The organism is Isoptericola sp. NPDC055881, assembly GCF_053615895.1.
This window is the reverse complement of sequence record NZ_JBSHCR010000079.1, coordinates 1-16,495: the sequence shown is the minus strand read 5'-3', so window position 1 is coordinate 16,495 and position 16,495 is coordinate 1. Positions and strand designations below refer to the sequence as shown.

Sequence of the window (16,495 nt, the reverse complement as noted above, 5' to 3'; positions counted from 1 at the left end):
GAGAGGGGGTGGGAGAGTAGGACGCCGCCGGACACCCATTCACGAAAGGCCCACCCCACACGGGGTGGGCCTTTCGCATACCCCCACACCACCCCACCCCCACACCGAGAACCCCGGGCCGTCGCCCACACGCCCGCACACGCGCACACCCGCACACCGCCAGGCAACGCCGCCACAGCGGACAGACGCACCGTCGCGTCCACGCCCACGGGTGACAGCACAGCTCGCACGCCCCGACCGGACCTGGCGCGGCTCGAGGGGCGCCCTGCGTCGGAGCCTGGCTGTCAACGTGGGCGCCGGCCGTCTCAACCGGCCACTCATCCGCCTGCCTGCCGTGCTCGCGGGACCCTGACCAGGGGCGGACCATGGGATGCACCGGCGCCTGCGCGGGCCCGTCATCGACGCGTCTCGCTGGGCGGCGGAGTGAGCGGGGACTCACTTGACATGCTGCGCCGTCGAGGGTGAGACTTCACTGAACGGAAACCCGCTTCCGGTGGGTGGAATAGTCCGAAGGAGGATCGCTCGATGACGAGTGCTGGTCTCGAGGCGTTCAACGCGGCGGACGCGGAGGTCGCCCGCGCGCAGGTGCTGTCCTGCGCAGCGGTGGCCCGGTGGGCCGACGAGGTCGTCGCCGGCCGTCCGTATGCGAGCACCGAGGACGCCCTCGCGGCAGCTCGTGCGGTGGCCGACCCGTGGAGCGAGGCGGAGATCGACTCCGCCTTGGCGCGGCACCCTCGCATCGGTGAGCGGGCGTCCGGGGACGACGCGGACGCAGCCCACTCGCGGCGTGAGCAGGCCGGTCTCGGGGACCTCTCGGGGTCGGTGGAGGATCGGTTGCGCGCGGGGAACCGTGCGTACGAGGAGCGGTTCGGCCACGTCTTCCTCATCCGCGCCGCGGGCCGTACCGCCGAGGAGATCCTCGGCTCGCTCGAGGAGCGCCTCGGGAACGACGCTGCCACGGAGCGCAGGATCGCCGGCCAGCAGCTGCGCGAGATCGCGGTGCTGCGGCTGGAAGGAGTGCTGTCATGACCTCGCACATCACCACGCACGTCCTGGACGCCGTGTCGGGGCTGCCGGCCGCCGGTGTCGCCGTTTCCCTGTGGAGCGTCGGTCCGGACACGGCGGAGCGGATCGCGGACGCGACGACCGACGCCGACGGCCGCGTCAAGGAGCTGGGCCCCGAGGCGCTCGCGCCCGGCACCTACCGCATCACGTTCGCGACCGGCGAGTACTTCGCGGCGCAGAGCACCCCCACCTTCTATCCCTCGATCTCCATCGACTTCACCGTCGAGGCCGGGCGGGACCACTACCACGTGCCCTGCCTGCTGAGCCCGTTCGCGTACTCCACGTACCGCGGGAGCTGACGGGTCCTTCGGCCCGCATCACCGGCCGCGGCAGAGGCGCCGCGGCCTGCGTCATCGTCATAGGAGACGTGCCTGACCGCCCCGGGGCGGCCGGGACAACGCAACAACAGATGAAGGAGTCTGCAAGATGACTGCCACCGCCACCGACACCCAGGCCGCCACGGGCACGATCGTGCTGGGCGACAACCAGTACGGCAAGGCCGAGGTCCGCGTGATGAAGGTCGACCGCGACCAGGCGCGCCATCGCATCACCGAGCTGTCCGTGACCTCGCAGCTGCGCGGGGACTTCTCGGCCGCCCACATCGACGGCGACCAGGGGCGCGTGGTCCCGACGGACACGCAGAAGAACACGGTCTTCGCGCTCGCCAAGGAGGGCATCCCGTCGCCGGAGGAGTTCGCGCTCCGCCTCGGCGAGCACTTCGTCTCCAGCTTCGAGTGGATCGAGGGGGGCCGCTGGGAGGCGAAGGAGTACACCTGGGAGCACATCCCCTCCTCGTTGACGAACAACGTCACGGACGGCGAGCACGACCACGCCTTCGTGAAGGGCGGCACGGAGACGCGCACCACCGTCGTGCAGCGCGACGGGGACGAGGTGTTCGTCGTCTCGGGCCTCGAGGACCTCAAGGTGCTGAAGTCCACGGGCTCGGAGTTCCACGGGTTCCCCAAGGACCGCTTCACCACGCTGCAGGAGACCACCGACCGGATCCTCGCGACGTCGGTCACCGCCCGGTGGCGCTACACCTCCCTCGACATCGACTTCAACGCCGTCTACGACGACGTCCGGCGCATCCTGCTCGAGACCTTCGCGGACGTGCACTCCCTCGCGCTGCAGCAGTCCCTGTTCCAGATGGGCAAGAAGGTGCTGGAGGCGCACCCGGAGATCGGCGAGATCAAGTTCTCGATGCCGAACCTGCACCACTTCGTCGTCGACTTCGAGCCCTTCGGCATGGAGAACCCGAACGAGGTCTTCTACGTCGCCGACCGTCCCTACGGCAAGATCGAGGCGGAGGTGAAGCGGGACGGCGCCGCCTCGGAGCCGCGCGCGTGGGCCACGGTCACGGGATTCTGCTGACCCGGACCCTGCGGATCAGCGAGGCACCGTGCAGTCGGTTCGAAGGAGCATCGAGATGAGCACGACGACGACCGGGCGGACGACGTCGGTCGGGGCACCCGCAGCGGGCCGGCCGGAGGACGAGCGCTACTCGCTCGGCAAGACGTTCCTCTACGGCCTGCAGCACATCATGACGATGTACGGCGGCGTGATCGCGCCGCCGATCATCGTCGGCCAGGCGGCCGGCCTCGACGGGACGCAGATCGGTCTGCTCGTCTCGGCCGCGCTGCTCGTCAGCGGGCTGGCCACCGCGCTCCAGACGCTGGGCATCCGCTTCTTCGGCTCCCAACTCCCGCTGGTCCAGGGCATCTCGTTCGCCACCGTGTCCACGATGGTCGCGGTGGCGAGCGGGGACGGCGGCCTGCCGGCCGTCTTCGGCGCGATCCTCGTCGCCGCCGCCATCGGTCTGGCGATCAGCCCGTTCTTCGCGCAGGTCGTCCGGTTCTTCCCGCCGGTCGTGACGGGCACGATCATCACGATCATCGGGATCTCGCTGCTGCCCACGGCAGCCGGCTGGATGATGGGCGGGGACGAGGACGCACCCGACTGGGGCTCCGTCCCGAACGTCCTGCTCGCCCTGGGCACGCTGGTCGTGGTGCTCGTGCTCAGCAGGTTCCTGCAGGGCACGATCTCCCGGTTGTCCATCCTGTTCGGGCTCGTGATCGGCACGGTCGCCGCCGTGCCCTTGGGGCTCGCGGACTTCTCGGGCGTGCGCCAGGGGGCCGTCTTCGAGCTGCCCACCCCGTTCGCCTTCGGGGCGCCCGTCTTCCAGGTCGGCGCCATCCTCTCGATGACGATCGTGATCCTGGTGATCATGACCGAGACCACCGCCGACCTCATCGCGATCGGCGAGGTGCTGGACACCAAGGTGGACGCGAGGCGCGTGGGCGACGGCCTGCGGGCCGACATGGCGGCCACCCTGCTGGCGCCCCTGCTCAACTCGTTCCCCGCATCCGCGTTCGCGCAGAACGTGGGCCTCGTCGCGATCACCGGCATCCGCTCGCGGTTCGCCGTCGCGGCCGGGGGCGCCGTGCTGTTCGTGCTGGGACTGTTCCCCGTGCTGGGCCGTGTCGTCGCGGCGATCCCGTCACCCGTGCTGGGTGGCGCCGGCATCGTCCTGTTCGGGTCCGTGGCCGTGTCGGGAATCCGCACGCTGTCGCGCGTCGAGTACGAGGGCAACCTCAACCTCACGCTCGTCGCCGTGGCGCTCGGCTTCGGGATCATCCCGATCGCCGTCCCCGACTTCTACGACCAGTTCCCGACCTGGGTGGGCATGGTCTTCCACTCGGGCATCGCGGCCGCGGCGGTCGTGTCGGTGCTGCTGAACCTCGTCTTCAACGAGATCCGGTGGGGGCGGCGGAGCAAGGACCCCTCGGTGTTCACAGCGGGGTCCTCGGCGCGCCTCGTCGTCACCGAGGAGCAGGAGCAGCGGCGCGCGGAGTACTTCGCGCGGGTCGACGCCGAGCACCGGGCGGCGCGCCGCGCCCGGCTCAACGCCGACGTGCACGCGCGGGTCCGCCACGGGCACGGGCGACGCTCGGGGAGCCTCTCGGCCATCGACCTCGACGCCGACGGCGTGCCCGACGTCCTGCAGATCCGCGAGGGCGCCCGTGCGGCGGTCGCCCGTCCGCAGCTGGTGCACGCGGGGGCCGCCGCCCCGGGGGACGGGTGAGCGCCGTGCGCCGGCGTGCGCCGTCACGCCGCGGAGAGCAGCTCCTTGGAGATGGTCTCGGCGACCTCGTGCAGCAGGGGGAGCGCCGCCTCGCCGAACTCGTACGTGACCCGGGCTGCCGGCCCGGACACGGACAGCGCGGTCGGGGTAGGGGCGCCCTTCACCGGCACGGCGAAGCACCGCACGCCGATCTCCTGCTCGCCGTCGTCCACGGCGTACCCCTGCTCGCGGATGGTGCCGAGCTCCTTGAGGAGGTCGTCGACGTCGGTGATCGACAGGTCGGTCGCCGGCGGCATCCCGACCCGGCCGACGATGTCGCGGACCGTCTGGTCCGGCAGCTCGGCGAGCACCATCTTGCCGACGCCGGTGCAGTGGGTGTAGACGCGGCGTCCCACCTCGGTGAACATCCGCATCGAGTACGACGACGAGGCCTGCGCCACGTAGACCACCATGTCGCGGTCGATCATCGCGAGGTTGGCGCTCTCCCCGAGCTCACGGGCCAGCCGCTCCAGGTGGGGGCGGGCGCTGGCGCCGAGCTGGCGGCCCGCGCTCTCGCCCAGCCGGATCAGGCGCGGGCCGAGGGTGTACCGGCGGGAGGGGAGCTGACGGGCGTAGCCGCGGCCCACGAGCGTCCGCATCAACCGGTGGATCGTCGGGAGCGGGAGGCCGGCGGCAGCCGCCAGCTCGCTCAACGCGGCGTCGCCGCCCAGGTCGGTCATGATCTCGAGCAGGTCGATCGCCCGGTCCACCGACTGGACTCCGGTGCCGTTCGCCATGGTCAGGTCCCCCTCCGCAAAGTCTGCTGACACCGTTCCCGGTACCAGAAACCATCGTTCCACATCTCGAAACTTCATGTCATCAGCTCCTCGAAAGGAAACCCAGGCCATGGCGATGCCCAGCCCCAGCTACACGATCACCCTCCGCGTCGAGGCGCCGGCGACCCAGCGCGCGACGAGCGAGATCGTCCACGAGATCGCCGCGGCCGGAGGTTCGGTCATGGGGGTCGACATCGCCCAGTCGCACGCCGACACGATCGTCGTCGACGTCACCTGCGACACCGTGGACGCCGAGCACGGCGAGCGGATCGTCGCGGCCCTCGACGCCCTCGACGGCGTCCGCGTGCTCAAGATGTCGGACTCGACGTTCCTCATGCACCTCGGCGGCAAGATCTCCGTGACGCCGAAGGTGCCGCTCAAGACCCGTCGCGACCTGTCGCGCGCATACACGCCCGGCGTGGCCCGGGTCTGCCTCGCGATCGCGGACCGCCCGGAGGACGCGCGCCGGCTGACGATCAAGCGCAACACGGTCGCGGTGGTCACCGACGGCACCGCCGTCCTCGGGCTCGGGGACATCGGCCCCCAGGCCGCGATGCCGGTCATGGAGGGCAAGGCGGCGCTGTTCAAGCAGTTCGCGGACGTCGACGCCTGGCCCATCGCCCTCGACACGACGGACACCGAGGAGATCATCCGCACCGTGAAGGCGATCGCGCCCGGCTTCGGCGGCGTGAACCTCGAGGACATCTCCGCGCCGCGATGCTTCGAGATCGAGAAGCGTCTGCGCGAGGAGCTCGACATCCCCGTGTTCCACGACGACCAGCACGGCACCGCCATCGTGGTGCTCGCGGCGCTCATCAACGCGCTCAAGGTGGTCGGCAAGAAGATCGAGGACGTGCGCATCGCGGTCTCCGGCGTCGGCGCGGCGGGCTCCGCCATCATCCGGCTGCTCCTCGCCCAGGGGGCCCGGGACATCATCGGCTTCGACCGGCACGGCGCGCTCACCCCCGAGTCGGCGCACGGCGACGAGAACCGCGCCTGGATCGTGGAGCACACCAACCCGTCGGGCTTCACCGGCACCCTCAAGGAAGGGCTCGTCGGCGCGGACGTCTTCGTCGGGGTGTCGGCGGGCAACATCCTCACGGGCCCGGACGTCGCGACGATGAACGACGGCGCGATCGTCTTCGCGCTCGCGAACCCGACGCCCGAGGTCGACCCCATCGCCGCCGGCGAGACGGCCGCCGTCGTCGCGACGGGGCGCAGCGACTACCCGAACCAGATCAACAACGTGCTCGCCTTCCCGGGCCTGTTCCGCGGCCTGCTCGACGCGGGCGCCACGCTGATCACCGACGAGATGCTCCGGGTGGCGGCCGTCGCGATCTCCTCGGTCGTGAGCGAGGACGAGCTCAACCCCGCGTTCATCATCCCCGGCGTTTTCGACAGCCGGGTGGCAGAGGCGGTCGCCGACGCCGTCCGGACCGAGGGTCTCAAGGAGGTCTCCGTGGCCGAGCACCGCGCCGAGGACGCCGAGCACCTGGCCCAGCACCTCGGTCGCGCCCTGCAGCCGGCCGTGCAGCCGGGCGTGCAGCCGGGCGTGCACCCGGGCGCCGTCCCGGCGGTGGCCCGATGAAGGTCTCGCTCGACCAGGCGGCGCTCGGCGAGATCGAGCGGCGGCTCGCCGCGCACGACGCGCACCTCGACCAGGCGTACCCGGGCGACGACGGCTCGCGGCAGCCCGTGCACACCGTGTACGTCCCGGCGCACCGGTACACGGCCGGCCTGGCGCAGGGCTGGGGCGCCCAGGCGTGGGCCGCCGTCGAGGCGCAGGGGACAGAGGCGCTGCTGGACGCGGTCGGCGTGCGGGCGGACCTGCGCGACGCGGTCGCGGCCCAGGTGGAGCGCAAGCTCGCCACCGAGCCGGTCGAGGACCTGCGCATCGACCTGGAGGACGGGTACGGGACCCATCCGGACGCGGCCGAGGACGAGGTGACCGCCGCGGCGGCCGCGGCCCTGCGGGCCGAGCTGGACGCGGGGCGGGCGACCCCGTTCGTGGGCATCCGGTTCAAGTGCTTCGAGCGGCCCACGCGGGCGCGGGCGCTGCGCACGCTCGACGTCTTCGTGAGCACCCTCGCGGCGTCCGGGGACCTCCCGGCGGGCCTCGTGCTCACCCTGCCGAAGGTGACCGCCGTCGCGCAGGTCGAGGCGATGGTCGCCGTGTGCGAACGCCTGGAGGACGCGAACGGGCTCCCTGCCGGCCGGCTGCGGTTCGAGGTCCAGGTGGAGACGCCGCAGTCGATCCTCGACGCCGCGGGCACCGTCACCGTGGCCCGGATGATCCACGCCGGCGGCGGCCGGGTCAGCGGCCTGCACTACGGCACGTACGACTACTCGGCGTCGCTCGGCATCTCCGCGGCGTACCAGTCGATGGAGCACCCGGCCGCCGACCTCGCCAAGGAGGTCATGCAGCTCGCGGCCGCGGGAACGGGCGTGCGCCTGTCCGACGGCTCGACGAACGTGCTGCCCGTCGGCGACGGCGCGCAGGTGCGCGCCGCCTGGGCGAACCACGGGCGCCTGGTGCGCCGCTCGCTGGAGCGCGGGTTCTACCAGGGCTGGGACCTGCACCCGGCTCAGCTCCCCAGCCGGTTCGCCGCCACCTACGCGTTCTACCGGGAGGGTCTCGACCCCGCGGCGGAGCGGCTGTCGAACTACGTGCACCAGGTGGAGGGGGCCGTCCTCGACGAGCCCGCCACCGCCAAGGCCCTCGCGTGGTTCCTCAAGCGCGGTCTCGACTGCGGGGCCCTCGGTGCCGACGAGATCGTCGCGCGCGCGGGGCTGCAGCCCGCGGAGCTCACGGCGATGGTGACGCGACCCCTCGGCGGCTGAGCGCCCGGGCAGCCCTGGAGCTCGCCACGACGGCCCGGCAGGACGACGTCCTGCCGGGCCGTCGGCGTGTGCGCGGGATCACGACCGCGCCGCGGGACGGCCCCGGGCGGGGGTTGACCGATCCCCCCGGGTCGGCGTAGCGTTTTCACAACAAGGAATGAACCTTCCATCTGGCGAAAGCGAGTCAGCGATGACGGACCAGATCCCTTACACCGTGAACTGCTCGATCCTCCTCACGGACCTGCCGCTCCTGGAGCGCCCGGCGGCCGCGAAGGCGGCCGGCTTCGACGGCGTCGAGCTCTGGTGGCCCTTCGCGACCCCGACGCCCGGGACGGACGAGGTCGACGCGCTCGTCAAGGCCCTGGCCGACGCCGGCGTGCAGCTGACCGGCCTCAACTTCGACGCCGGCGACATGCCCGGCGGGGACCGCGGCCTGATCTCCTGGCCCGAGCGCTCGGCGGACCTGCGCGCCAACCTCGACGTCGTCGCCCGCATCGGCGAGCGCACCGGCTGCCGCGCGTTCAACGCCCTGTACGGCAACCGCGTCGACGGCGTGGACCCGGCTGTCCAGGACGAGCTCGGCGCCGAGAACCTCGCGCTCGCCGCGCAGGCCGTGGGCCGCGTCGGCGGCACGGTCCTGCTGGAGCCGGTCTCGGGCGTCCCCGCCTACCCGCTGACGTCGTCGGCCGACGTCGTGGCCGTCCTGGACCGCGTCCGCGACGAGCACGGGGCCACGAACCTCGGCCTCCTCCTCGACGTCTACCACCTGTCGGTCAACGGCGGCGACGTCGACCTGGACCTCAAGACCTACGGCGACCGCGTCGCCCACGTCCAGGTCGCCGACGCCCCCGGGCGGGGCGCGCCGGGCAGCGGCGACCTGCCGATCCAGCGCTGGGTCGCCGACCTGCGCGCCGCCGGCTACGCCGGCCCTGTCGGCCTCGAGTACAAGACGTCCGACGCCGACCCGTTCGCCTGGCTCCCGCGCGAGCAGCGCGGCCACGGCACCGCCGCCTGACCGCGTCGACCGCAGCAGCGACCCGCACCTGACGAGAGGGACCTTCGATCATGAGCACCATCGCCTTCATCGGCCTCGGCATCATGGGCAGCCCGATGGCCGTCCACCTCCAGAACGCCGGGCACTCCGTCGTCGGCTACAACCGCAGCCCCGAGAAGACGGCACCGCTCGTCGAGGCGGGCGGCACGGCCGCGTCGTCCGTGGCCGAGGCCGTCAAGGCGGCCGACGTCGTCGCCCTCATGGTCCCGGACTCCCCGGACGTCGAGGAGGTGCTCACCGGCGACGACGGCGTCCTGGCGAACGCGCAGCCCGGCACGCTGATCATCGACTTCTCGTCGATCCGTCCCGACGTGACGACCGCCCTGGCCGAGCGGGCCCGGGCCGCCGGCTTCCGCTACCTGGACGCCCCGGTCTCCGGGGGTGAGGCGGGCGCCAAGAACGCCGCCCTGTCGATCATGGTGGGCGGCGCGCCCGAGGACTTCGCCGCCGCGGCCGAGGTGTTCGACGCCGTGGGCAAGACCGTCGTGCACGTCGGCCCCTCGGGCTCGGGCCAGACGGTGAAGGCCGCGAACCAGCTCATCGTCGCCGGCAACATCGCGCTGCTCGCCGAGGCCGTGGTCTTCCTCGAGGCGTTCGGGGTCGACACCGAGGCAGCCGTCCAGGTGCTCGGCGGCGGTCTCGCCGGCTCGGCCGTGCTGAACCAGAAGGCCGAGAAGATGCTCGCCCGCGAGTTCGCCCCCGGCTTCCGCATCGACCTGCACCACAAGGACCTGGGCATCTTCACGACGGCCGCACGCGAGCAGGGCGTCGTCGCCCCCGTCGGCGCCGTCGTCGCGCAGCTCATGGCCGCGGCCCGCGCCGAGGGCGACGGCTCGCTGGACCACTCCGGCCTGTTCAACGCCGTCGCGCGCCTGTCCGGTCGCGCCTGACGTCGCGCCCGACCCCGACATCCCCGAAGACTCGAAGGAGAGCACCATGCCCCGCATGCGCGCGGTCGACGCCGCGGTCGCCATCCTGGCGAAGGAGGGCGCCACCGAGGCCTTCGGCCTCCCCGGCGCCGCCATCAACCCCTTCTACGACGCCATGCGGCAGCACGGCGGCATCCACCACGTGCTCGCCCGGCACGTCGAGGGGGCGTCGCACATGGCCGACGGCTACTCGCGCGCCGCACGCGGCAACATCGGCATCTGCGTCGGCACCTCGGGCCCCGCGGGCACCGACATGATCACCGGCCTCTACGCGGCCTGGGCCGACTCCGTCCCGATGCTGTGCCTCACGGGCCAGGCCCCGGTGGCCAAGCTGGACAAGGAGGACTTCCAGGCGGTCGACATCGCGTCGATCGCCGCGCCGGTCACGAAGATGGCGAAGACGGTCCTCGAGGCCGCGCAGGTGCCGGGCGTCTTCCAGCGGGCGTTCCAGCTCATGCGCTCGGGCCGCCCCGGACCGGTGCTCATCGACCTGCCGATCGACGTGCAGCTCACCGAGATCGAGTTCGACCCCGAGACCTACGAGCCGCTGCCCGTGGAGCGGCCGGAGGCCACCCGCGCGCAGGTCGCCAAGGCGCTCGACCTGCTGCTCGCCGCGAAGCACCCGCTCATCGTCGCGGGGGGCGGCATCATCAACGCCGGCGCGGAGGCGGAGCTCGTCGAGCTCGCCGAGACCCTCGGCGTGCCGGTCGTCCCGACCCTCATGGGCTGGGGCGCCATCCCCGACGACCACCCCCTGACGGCGGGCATGGTGGGCATCCAGACCTCGCACCGGTACGGCAACGCGACGTTCCTGGAGTCGGACTTCGTGCTCGGCGTCGGCAACCGATGGGCCAACCGCCACACCGGTGGCCTGAAGACCTACACCGAGGGCCGCACCTTCGTGCACGTGGACATCGAGCCCACGCAGATCGGCCGCGTGTTCGCGCCCGACTACGGGGTGGTCTCCGACGCGGGCGCGTTCCTGCGCACCGCGGTCGAGATCGCGGCGGAGCGCAAGGCCGCGGGCCAGGTGCCGGACTGGTCGGCCTGGGCCGAGAGCGCCCGCGAGCGCAAGCGCACGCTGCAGCGCAAGACGCACTTCACGCAGGTGCCGATCAAGCCGCAGCGCGTGTACGAGGAGATGAACAAGGCGTTCGGCCGCGACACGGTCTACGTCACGACGATCGGCCTGTCGCAGATCGCCGGCGCCCAGCTGCTGCACACCTACCGCCCGCGGCACTGGATCAACGCGGGCCAGGCGGGCCCGCTGGGCTGGACCGGGCCGGCGGCGCTGGGGGTGTCCCGCGCGCTGCCCGACGGCACCGTGGTCGCCCTGTCCGGCGACTACGACTTCCAGTTCATGCTGGAGGAGCTCGCCGTGGGCGCGCAGCACCACCTGCCCTACGTGCACGTCGTGGTGAACAACGCCTACCTCGGCCTGATCCGGCAGTCGCAGCGCGCCTTCGACATGGACTTCCACGTGTCGCTGGCCTTCGACAACATCAACATGGGCCACGGTGACGGGGAGGCCGAGGGCTACGGGGTGGACCACGTCAAGGTCGCCGAGGGGCTGGGCTGCAAGGCGATCCGGGTCACCGACCCGGAGGACCTGGCCGCGGCGTTCGCGAAGGCGCAGGCCATGACGGCCGAGCTGCGCGTCCCCGTGGTGGTCGAGGTCATCCTCGAGCGTGTCACCAACATCGCGATGGGCGCCGAGCTCAACGGCGTGAACGAGTTCGAGGACCTGTCCATCTCCGCCGACGACTCGCCCACGGCCCTCGCGCTGCTGGACTGAGCGGGACCCGGACGACGGTGACGGGAGAGACGATGGACGACGACGGGGCGGGGAGGGGAGCGACGATGACGACGGTCCGGCAGGCCCGCGCGCCGCGCGTGCTCCTGGCGCCCGACAAGTTCAAGGGCTCGCTGACCGCGGGCCAGGTCGCCGCCCACCTGGCGGCCGGCCTGCGCCGGGCGGCACCGGGCGTCGTCGCCTGCGAGCTCCCCGTGGCCGACGGCGGCGAGGGCACCCTCGAGGCTGCCCTCGCCGCCGGCTTCACCGCGGTGGACCTGGTCGCCACCGGACCGCTGGGGGAGCCGGTGCCGACCCGGTACGCCCGCCGCGGCGGCACGGCCGTGGTCGAGATGGCCGCGGTCACCGGGCTCGAGATGGTGCGCCCGACGCCGCGGACGGCGCTCGCGGCCACGTCGCGCGGGCTCGGCGAGGTGATCGCGCACGCCCTCGACGAGGGTGCCCGCGAGATCGTCGTCGCCGTGGGCGGCTCTGCCAGCACGGACGGGGGAGCCGGCATGCTGGCGGCCCTGGGGGCCCGGCTCACCTCGGGCGCGGGCGACCTCGCCGACGGCGGGGGCCACCTCCACGAGCTGGTCGACGTCGACCTCTCGCCGCTGCACCCCGCGCTCGCGGACACGGAGATCGTGCTCGCGAGCGACGTGGACAACCCTCTGCTGGGCGACGACGGCGCGGCCGCGGTGTACGGGCCGCAGAAGGGGGCCGACCCGGCCGCGCTGGCGGAGCTGGAGCTGGGCCTCGCCACCTGGGTGGACGTCCTCGCCACGGGCGGCGTCACCGGGGCGCGCGGGCACGCCGCGGCGCCCGGCGCGGGTGCCGCCGGTGGTGTGGGCTTCGCCTGCCTCCTGCTCGGCGCCGAGCGGCGGCCGGGCGTGGAGGAGGTGCTCGCGCTCACGGGCTTCGCGGACCGTCTCGCCGGGGTCGACCTCGTCGTCACGGGCGAGGGCAGCCTCGACCGGCAGTCCCTGCACGGCAAGACGCCGGTGGGTGTCGCCGCCGCGGCCGCGGCCGCGGGCGTCCCCACGGTCGCGGTGTGCGGCCGGACCACCCTGACCCTTGCCGAGGCCGGCGCCGCCGGCATCGGCGCCGTCCACGCCCTCACCGACGTCGAGCCCGACGTCGGCCGTTGCGTGGCCGAGGCCGGCCCGCTGCTGGAGATCCTCGCCGCGCGGCTCGTCGCCCACCTTCCGGCGGCTGCACCGGCCGCCTCGACCGCCCTGGCCGCCCCGACCGCCCTGGAGAACGCATGACCACGCCCCACGACCTCGTCGTCCGCGCCGCCCGCGCGCTGACCCCCGACGGCGAGCGTGCCGTCGAGGTCGGTGTGACCGACGGCCGGATCGCCGCGGTCGTCCCGCTCGGCGCCGGGCTCGCCGGCGCCGAGGTGCTGGAGCTCGCCGACGACGAGGTGCTGCTGCCCGGCCTCGTGGACTCGCACGTGCACGTCAACGAGCCGGGACGGACCGCGTGGGAGGGCTTCGCCACCGCGACGCGCGCCGCGGCCGCGGGCGGCGTGACGACCATCGTCGACATGCCGCTGAACTCGCTGCCTCCCACCACCTCGGTCGCGAACCTGGAGGTCAAGCGGCAGCGCGCGGTGGACCAGGCGTTCGTCGACGTCGGGTTCTGGGGCGGGGCGGTGCCGGGCAACACGGCCGACCTGCGACCCCTGCACGACGCGGGCGTCTTCGGCTTCAAGTGCTTCCTGGCGGACTCCGGCGTGCCGGAGTTCGGGCACCTGGAGGACGCGGAGCTGCGCGCGGACCTCGCCGAGCTCACGGCGTTCGGGGCCATGATGATCGTGCACGCGGAGGACCCGGGCACGCTCGAGGACGCCCCGCAGCAGCCCGGCCGCGCCTACCGGGACTTCCTCGCCTCGCGCCCGGCGAAGGCGGAGTCCACGGCGATCGCGGCGCTGATCGACGCCGCCCGCGCGACGGGCGCGCGGGCGCACGTGCTGCACCTGTCCGACGCCGACTCGCTGCCGATGATCGCCGCCGCCCGCGCGGAGGGGGTCCGGCTGACCGTCGAGACGTGCCCGCACTACCTCTCGCTCGACGCCGACCACGTGCCCGACGGCGCGACGGCGTACAAGTGCTGCCCGCCGATCCGCGAGCAGGACAACCAGGACCGGCTCTGGCAGGGACTGCGCGACGGCGTGATCGACGTCGTCGTCACCGACCACTCGCCGGCCACCGCAGACCTCAAGGAGCCGGCCTCCGGGGACTTCGCGGCCGCGTGGGGCGGCGTCGCGTCGCTGCAGCTGGGGCTCGCGGTGGTCTGGACCGAGGCGCGCCGCCGCGGCGTCCCGCTGGAGGAGGTCGTGCGCTGGATGTCCGCCGGGCCGGCCGCCCTGGTCGGCCTGGAGCGCAAGGGCGGCATCGCGGTGGGCAAGGACGCGGACCTCGCGGTCTTCGCGCCCGAGGCGACGTTCGTCGTCGACCCTGCCCGTCTGCACCACAAGAACCCGGTCACGCCGTACGCCGGCCACGACCTCACGGGCATGGTGCGGCGCACGCTGCTGCGGGGGCGCGAGGTGGGCGACGAGCCCACCGGCACCCTGCTGCGCCGCGGCGAGGCCTGAGCCGCGCCGCCGTTTACCCAGACAACCCCGTCAGCCCCGTCACCGAGATGAACGAACGAGGACGCACGATGACTCGACTCCAGCCGGGCGACACCGCCCCCGACTTCAGCCTGCCGGACTCCGCGGGGACCACGGTGGCCCTCGCCGAGGTGCGCGCCGGCGCGGACCGCGGCGTGGTCGTCTACTTCTACCCGCGCGCGGGCACGCCCGGGTGCACCACCGAGGCCTGCGACTTCCGGGACAACCTCGCGTCCCTCGCGGGGGCGGGGTACGCCGTGGTCGGTGTCTCTGCCGACCCGGTCGAGGAGGTCCGGGCCTTCGTGGAGGCGGAGCGCCTGACGTTCCCCCTGCTGAGCGACGCGGACCACGCCGTGGCCGACGCCTACGGGACGTGGGGCCCGAAGACCGTCGGCGACCGCACCTTCGACGGGGTGCACCGCTGCACCTTCGTCCTCGACCCCGACGGCACCGTCCGCAGCGCGGAGTACGACGTCGAGGCCACCGGGCACGTGGCCGCGCTGCGCGCGCGTCTCGTGGGTGCCGGAGCGGGCCCCACCCGCTAGGGTGCCACCAGCGAGTTTTCACCAGGCGTAACTGAGATTCCGCAATGCAACGAGCAGCACGAGAACAAGGAGGGACTGTCGTGGAGCTCCCCGACGGCCTGACCATCACCGCCGAGATCGGTGCGCGCGACACCGAGGTGCTCACCCCGGCCGCGCTCGACCTCGTCGTCACCCTGCACCGGCAGCTCGGCGCCCGCCGCCTCGAGCTGCTCGACGCGCGGGCCCGCCGGCGTCGGTCGCTCGCCGAGGGCGGCACGCTCGACTTCCTCCCGGAGACCGCGCACGTCCGCGCCGACGACTCCTGGCGGGTCGCACCCCCGGCCCCCGGGCTGGTCGACCGCCGCGTGGAGATCACCGGCCCCACGGACCGCAAGATGACGGTCAACGCCCTCAACTCGGGCGCGAAGACGTGGCTCGCCGACCAGGAGGACGCCAACACGCCGCAGTGGCGCAGCGTGGTGGGCGGCCAGCTCAACCTGCTCGACGCGATCGAGCGCCGGATCGACTTCACGAACGAGGCCGGCAAGTCGTACGCACTCAAGCCCGACGAGGACCTCGCGACGATCATCGTGCGCCCCCGTGGGTGGCACATGAACGAGAAGCACGTCCTCGTCGACGGCGAGCAGACGTCCGGCGGCCTCGTGGACTTCGCGCTGTACGTCGCGACGGCAGGCCTGCGGCAGATCGAGAAGGGCCTCGGGCCGTACTTCTACCTGCCGAAGATGGAGTCGCACCTCGAGGCGCGCCTGTGGAACGAGGCGTTCGTCATCGCGCAGGACGCCCTCGGCATCCCGCACGGCACCATCCGCGCCACCGTGCTGATCGAGACCATCCCGGCCGCGTTCGAGATGGAGGAGATCCTCTACGAGCTGCGCGAACACTCGGCCGGGCTCAACGCGGGCCGCTGGGACTACCTGTTCTCCGTGGTGAAGAACTTCCGCACGCGAGGCGGCGAGTTCCTGCTGCCGGACCGCAACCAGATCACGATGACGGTGCCGTTCATGCGGGCCTACACCGAGCTGCTCGTGTCGACGTGCCACAAGCGCGGCGCCCACGCGATCGGCGGCATGGCCGCCTTCATCCCGAGCAAGGACGCCGAGGCCAACGAGCAGGCGTACGCGAAGGTCCGCGCCGACAAGGCGCGGGAGGCCGGCGACGGCTTCGACGGCTCCTGGGTGGCGCACCCGGGCATGGTCGCCACCTGCAAGGAGGTCTTCACCGAGGTGCTGGGGGAGCGGCCGAACCAGATCGACCGCGTCCGTGACGACGTGCACGTGACCGCGGCGGACCTGCTGTCCGTGGACCGGACGCCGGGCACGGTCACCGAGGCGGGCCTGCGCAACAACGTGTCCGTCGGCATCCAGTACCTGCGTGCCTGGCTGGGCGGCCTCGGTGCCGTCGCCATCTTCGGCCTCATGGAGGACGCCGCGACCGCGGAGATCTCCCGGTCGCAGGTGTGGCAGTGGCTGCACAACGGCGTCGTCCTCGCCGACACGGGCGAGACGGTGACGCGCGAGCTCGTCGACCGCGTCGTCGAGGAGGAGGTCGCGAAGCTTCCCGGCGACCCCTCCGACTACGACGAGGCGCGGAGCACCTTCATGGAGGTCGCCGTCGCCGACGAGTACGTCGACTTCCTCACGACGGCCGCCTACGAGCGGATGGACTGAGGAGCCGGCCCGCTCGGCCGCGACGGGGGCGTCGAGCGGGCCGGGGCGCAGGCGGCCGCCACCACGTCGACAGGACGTGGTG

14 protein-coding genes are annotated in these 16,495 nt (G+C 72.9%); 13 read left to right on the top strand and 1 reads right to left on the bottom strand.

Annotated features, from left to right (window positions below):
* Positions 1-525 precede the first annotated feature (525 nt).
* The 4 genes from uraD (at position 526) to ACWGKI_RS18200 (ending at position 4,147) form a co-directional block, all read left to right on the top strand.
* Positions 526-1,029 carry a 2-oxo-4-hydroxy-4-carboxy-5-ureidoimidazoline decarboxylase gene (gene uraD, locus ACWGKI_RS18215; RefSeq protein WP_452188883.1) on the top strand — a complete coding sequence of 168 codons (504 nt, stop codon included), beginning with the start codon at positions 526-528 and terminating at the stop codon, positions 1,027-1,029.
* Positions 1,026-1,364 carry a hydroxyisourate hydrolase gene (gene uraH / locus ACWGKI_RS18210; RefSeq protein WP_452188881.1) on the top strand — a complete coding sequence of 113 codons (339 nt, stop codon included), beginning with the start codon at positions 1,026-1,028 and terminating at the stop codon, positions 1,362-1,364. The genes uraD and uraH overlap by 4 nt, the downstream gene beginning before the upstream one ends.
* Before the next feature lie 127 nt (positions 1,365-1,491).
* The gene (gene pucL / locus ACWGKI_RS18205) at positions 1,492-2,436 is read left to right on the top strand and encodes a factor-independent urate hydroxylase (RefSeq protein WP_380245133.1); all 945 of its coding nucleotides are present in this window, start codon (positions 1,492-1,494) and stop codon (positions 2,434-2,436) included.
* A 55-nt stretch (positions 2,437-2,491) separates the two neighbouring features.
* Entirely contained in the window at positions 2,492-4,147 is a 1,656-nt protein-coding gene (locus ACWGKI_RS18200; RefSeq protein WP_452188879.1) for a nucleobase:cation symporter-2 family protein, read from the top strand.
* A 23-nt stretch (positions 4,148-4,170) separates the two neighbouring features.
* On the opposite strand, the gene ACWGKI_RS18195 is transcribed toward ACWGKI_RS18200, so the two are convergent.
* Positions 4,171-4,923 (bottom strand): IclR family transcriptional regulator, encoded by a 753-nt coding sequence (locus ACWGKI_RS18195; protein ID WP_380245135.1) that lies wholly within the window; start codon positions 4,921-4,923, stop codon positions 4,171-4,173.
* Between the two features lie 109 nt (positions 4,924-5,032).
* Here ACWGKI_RS18195 and ACWGKI_RS18190 point away from each other — a divergent pair, with 109 nt between their 5' ends.
* The 9 genes from ACWGKI_RS18190 (at position 5,033) to aceB (ending at position 16,413) form a co-directional block, all read left to right on the top strand.
* On the top strand, positions 5,033-6,550 hold the full coding sequence (locus tag ACWGKI_RS18190; protein WP_452188876.1) for a malic enzyme-like NAD(P)-binding protein: 1,518 nt from the start codon (positions 5,033-5,035) through the stop codon (positions 6,548-6,550).
* A complete protein-coding gene (locus ACWGKI_RS18185; RefSeq protein ID WP_452188874.1) occupies positions 6,547-7,803 on the top strand; it encodes a DUF6986 family protein in 1,257 nt (418 codons plus the stop codon). The genes ACWGKI_RS18190 and ACWGKI_RS18185 overlap by 4 nt, the downstream gene beginning before the upstream one ends.
* Before the next feature lie 202 nt (positions 7,804-8,005).
* Positions 8,006-8,818 carry a hydroxypyruvate isomerase family protein gene (locus ACWGKI_RS18180; protein ID WP_380244998.1) on the top strand — a complete coding sequence of 271 codons (813 nt, stop codon included), beginning with the start codon at positions 8,006-8,008 and terminating at the stop codon, positions 8,816-8,818.
* Between the two features lie 50 nt (positions 8,819-8,868).
* The gene (locus ACWGKI_RS18175) at positions 8,869-9,747 is read left to right on the top strand and encodes a 2-hydroxy-3-oxopropionate reductase (RefSeq protein WP_380244997.1); all 879 of its coding nucleotides are present in this window, start codon (positions 8,869-8,871) and stop codon (positions 9,745-9,747) included.
* Positions 9,748-9,793: 46 nt separating this feature from the next.
* Positions 9,794-11,581, top strand: coding sequence for a glyoxylate carboligase (gene gcl, locus ACWGKI_RS18170; protein WP_452188872.1), 1,788 nt, complete (start codon positions 9,794-9,796; stop codon positions 11,579-11,581).
* Positions 11,582-11,646: 65 nt separating this feature from the next.
* Positions 11,647-12,849 (top strand): glycerate kinase, encoded by a 1,203-nt coding sequence (locus ACWGKI_RS18165; RefSeq protein ID WP_452188870.1) that lies wholly within the window; start codon positions 11,647-11,649, stop codon positions 12,847-12,849.
* A complete protein-coding gene (gene allB / locus ACWGKI_RS18160; RefSeq protein ID WP_452188868.1) occupies positions 12,846-14,183 on the top strand; it encodes an allantoinase AllB in 1,338 nt (445 codons plus the stop codon). The genes ACWGKI_RS18165 and allB overlap by 4 nt, the downstream gene beginning before the upstream one ends.
* 68 nt (positions 14,184-14,251) lie before the next feature.
* Positions 14,252-14,746 carry a thioredoxin-dependent thiol peroxidase gene (gene bcp / locus ACWGKI_RS18155; RefSeq protein WP_452188866.1) on the top strand — a complete coding sequence of 165 codons (495 nt, stop codon included), beginning with the start codon at positions 14,252-14,254 and terminating at the stop codon, positions 14,744-14,746.
* A gap of 44 nt (positions 14,747-14,790) precedes the next feature.
* Entirely contained in the window at positions 14,791-16,413 is a 1,623-nt protein-coding gene (gene aceB, locus ACWGKI_RS18150; protein WP_380244992.1) for a malate synthase A, read from the top strand.
* Positions 16,414-16,495: the final 82 nt, after the last annotated feature.

What these genes read in the sequence shown, in the direction of transcription:
- pucL (WP_380245133.1), top strand. Translation starts at nt 1,492, where the DNA reads ATGACTGCCACCGCCACCGACACCCAGGCCGCCACGGGCACGATCGTG.
- ACWGKI_RS18165 (WP_452188870.1), top strand. Translation starts at nt 11,647, where the DNA reads ATGACGACGGTCCGGCAGGCCCGCGCGCCGCGCGTGCTCCTGGCGCCC.
- bcp (WP_452188866.1), top strand. Translation starts at nt 14,252, where the DNA reads ATGACTCGACTCCAGCCGGGCGACACCGCCCCCGACTTCAGCCTGCCG.
- allB (WP_452188868.1), top strand. Translation starts at nt 12,846, where the DNA reads ATGACCACGCCCCACGACCTCGTCGTCCGCGCCGCCCGCGCGCTGACC.
- gcl (WP_452188872.1), top strand. Translation starts at nt 9,794, where the DNA reads ATGCCCCGCATGCGCGCGGTCGACGCCGCGGTCGCCATCCTGGCGAAG.
- ACWGKI_RS18190 (WP_452188876.1), top strand. Translation starts at nt 5,033, where the DNA reads ATGGCGATGCCCAGCCCCAGCTACACGATCACCCTCCGCGTCGAGGCG.
- uraH (WP_452188881.1), top strand. Translation starts at nt 1,026, where the DNA reads ATGACCTCGCACATCACCACGCACGTCCTGGACGCCGTGTCGGGGCTG.
- ACWGKI_RS18200 (WP_452188879.1), top strand. Translation starts at nt 2,492, where the DNA reads ATGAGCACGACGACGACCGGGCGGACGACGTCGGTCGGGGCACCCGCA.
- ACWGKI_RS18185 (WP_452188874.1), top strand. Translation starts at nt 6,547, where the DNA reads ATGAAGGTCTCGCTCGACCAGGCGGCGCTCGGCGAGATCGAGCGGCGG.
- ACWGKI_RS18195 (WP_380245135.1), bottom strand. Translation starts at nt 4,923, where the DNA reads ATGGCGAACGGCACCGGAGTCCAGTCGGTGGACCGGGCGATCGACCTG.
- ACWGKI_RS18175 (WP_380244997.1), top strand. Translation starts at nt 8,869, where the DNA reads ATGAGCACCATCGCCTTCATCGGCCTCGGCATCATGGGCAGCCCGATG.
- aceB (WP_380244992.1), top strand. Translation starts at nt 14,791, where the DNA reads ATGCAACGAGCAGCACGAGAACAAGGAGGGACTGTCGTGGAGCTCCCC.
- uraD (WP_452188883.1), top strand. Translation starts at nt 526, where the DNA reads ATGACGAGTGCTGGTCTCGAGGCGTTCAACGCGGCGGACGCGGAGGTC.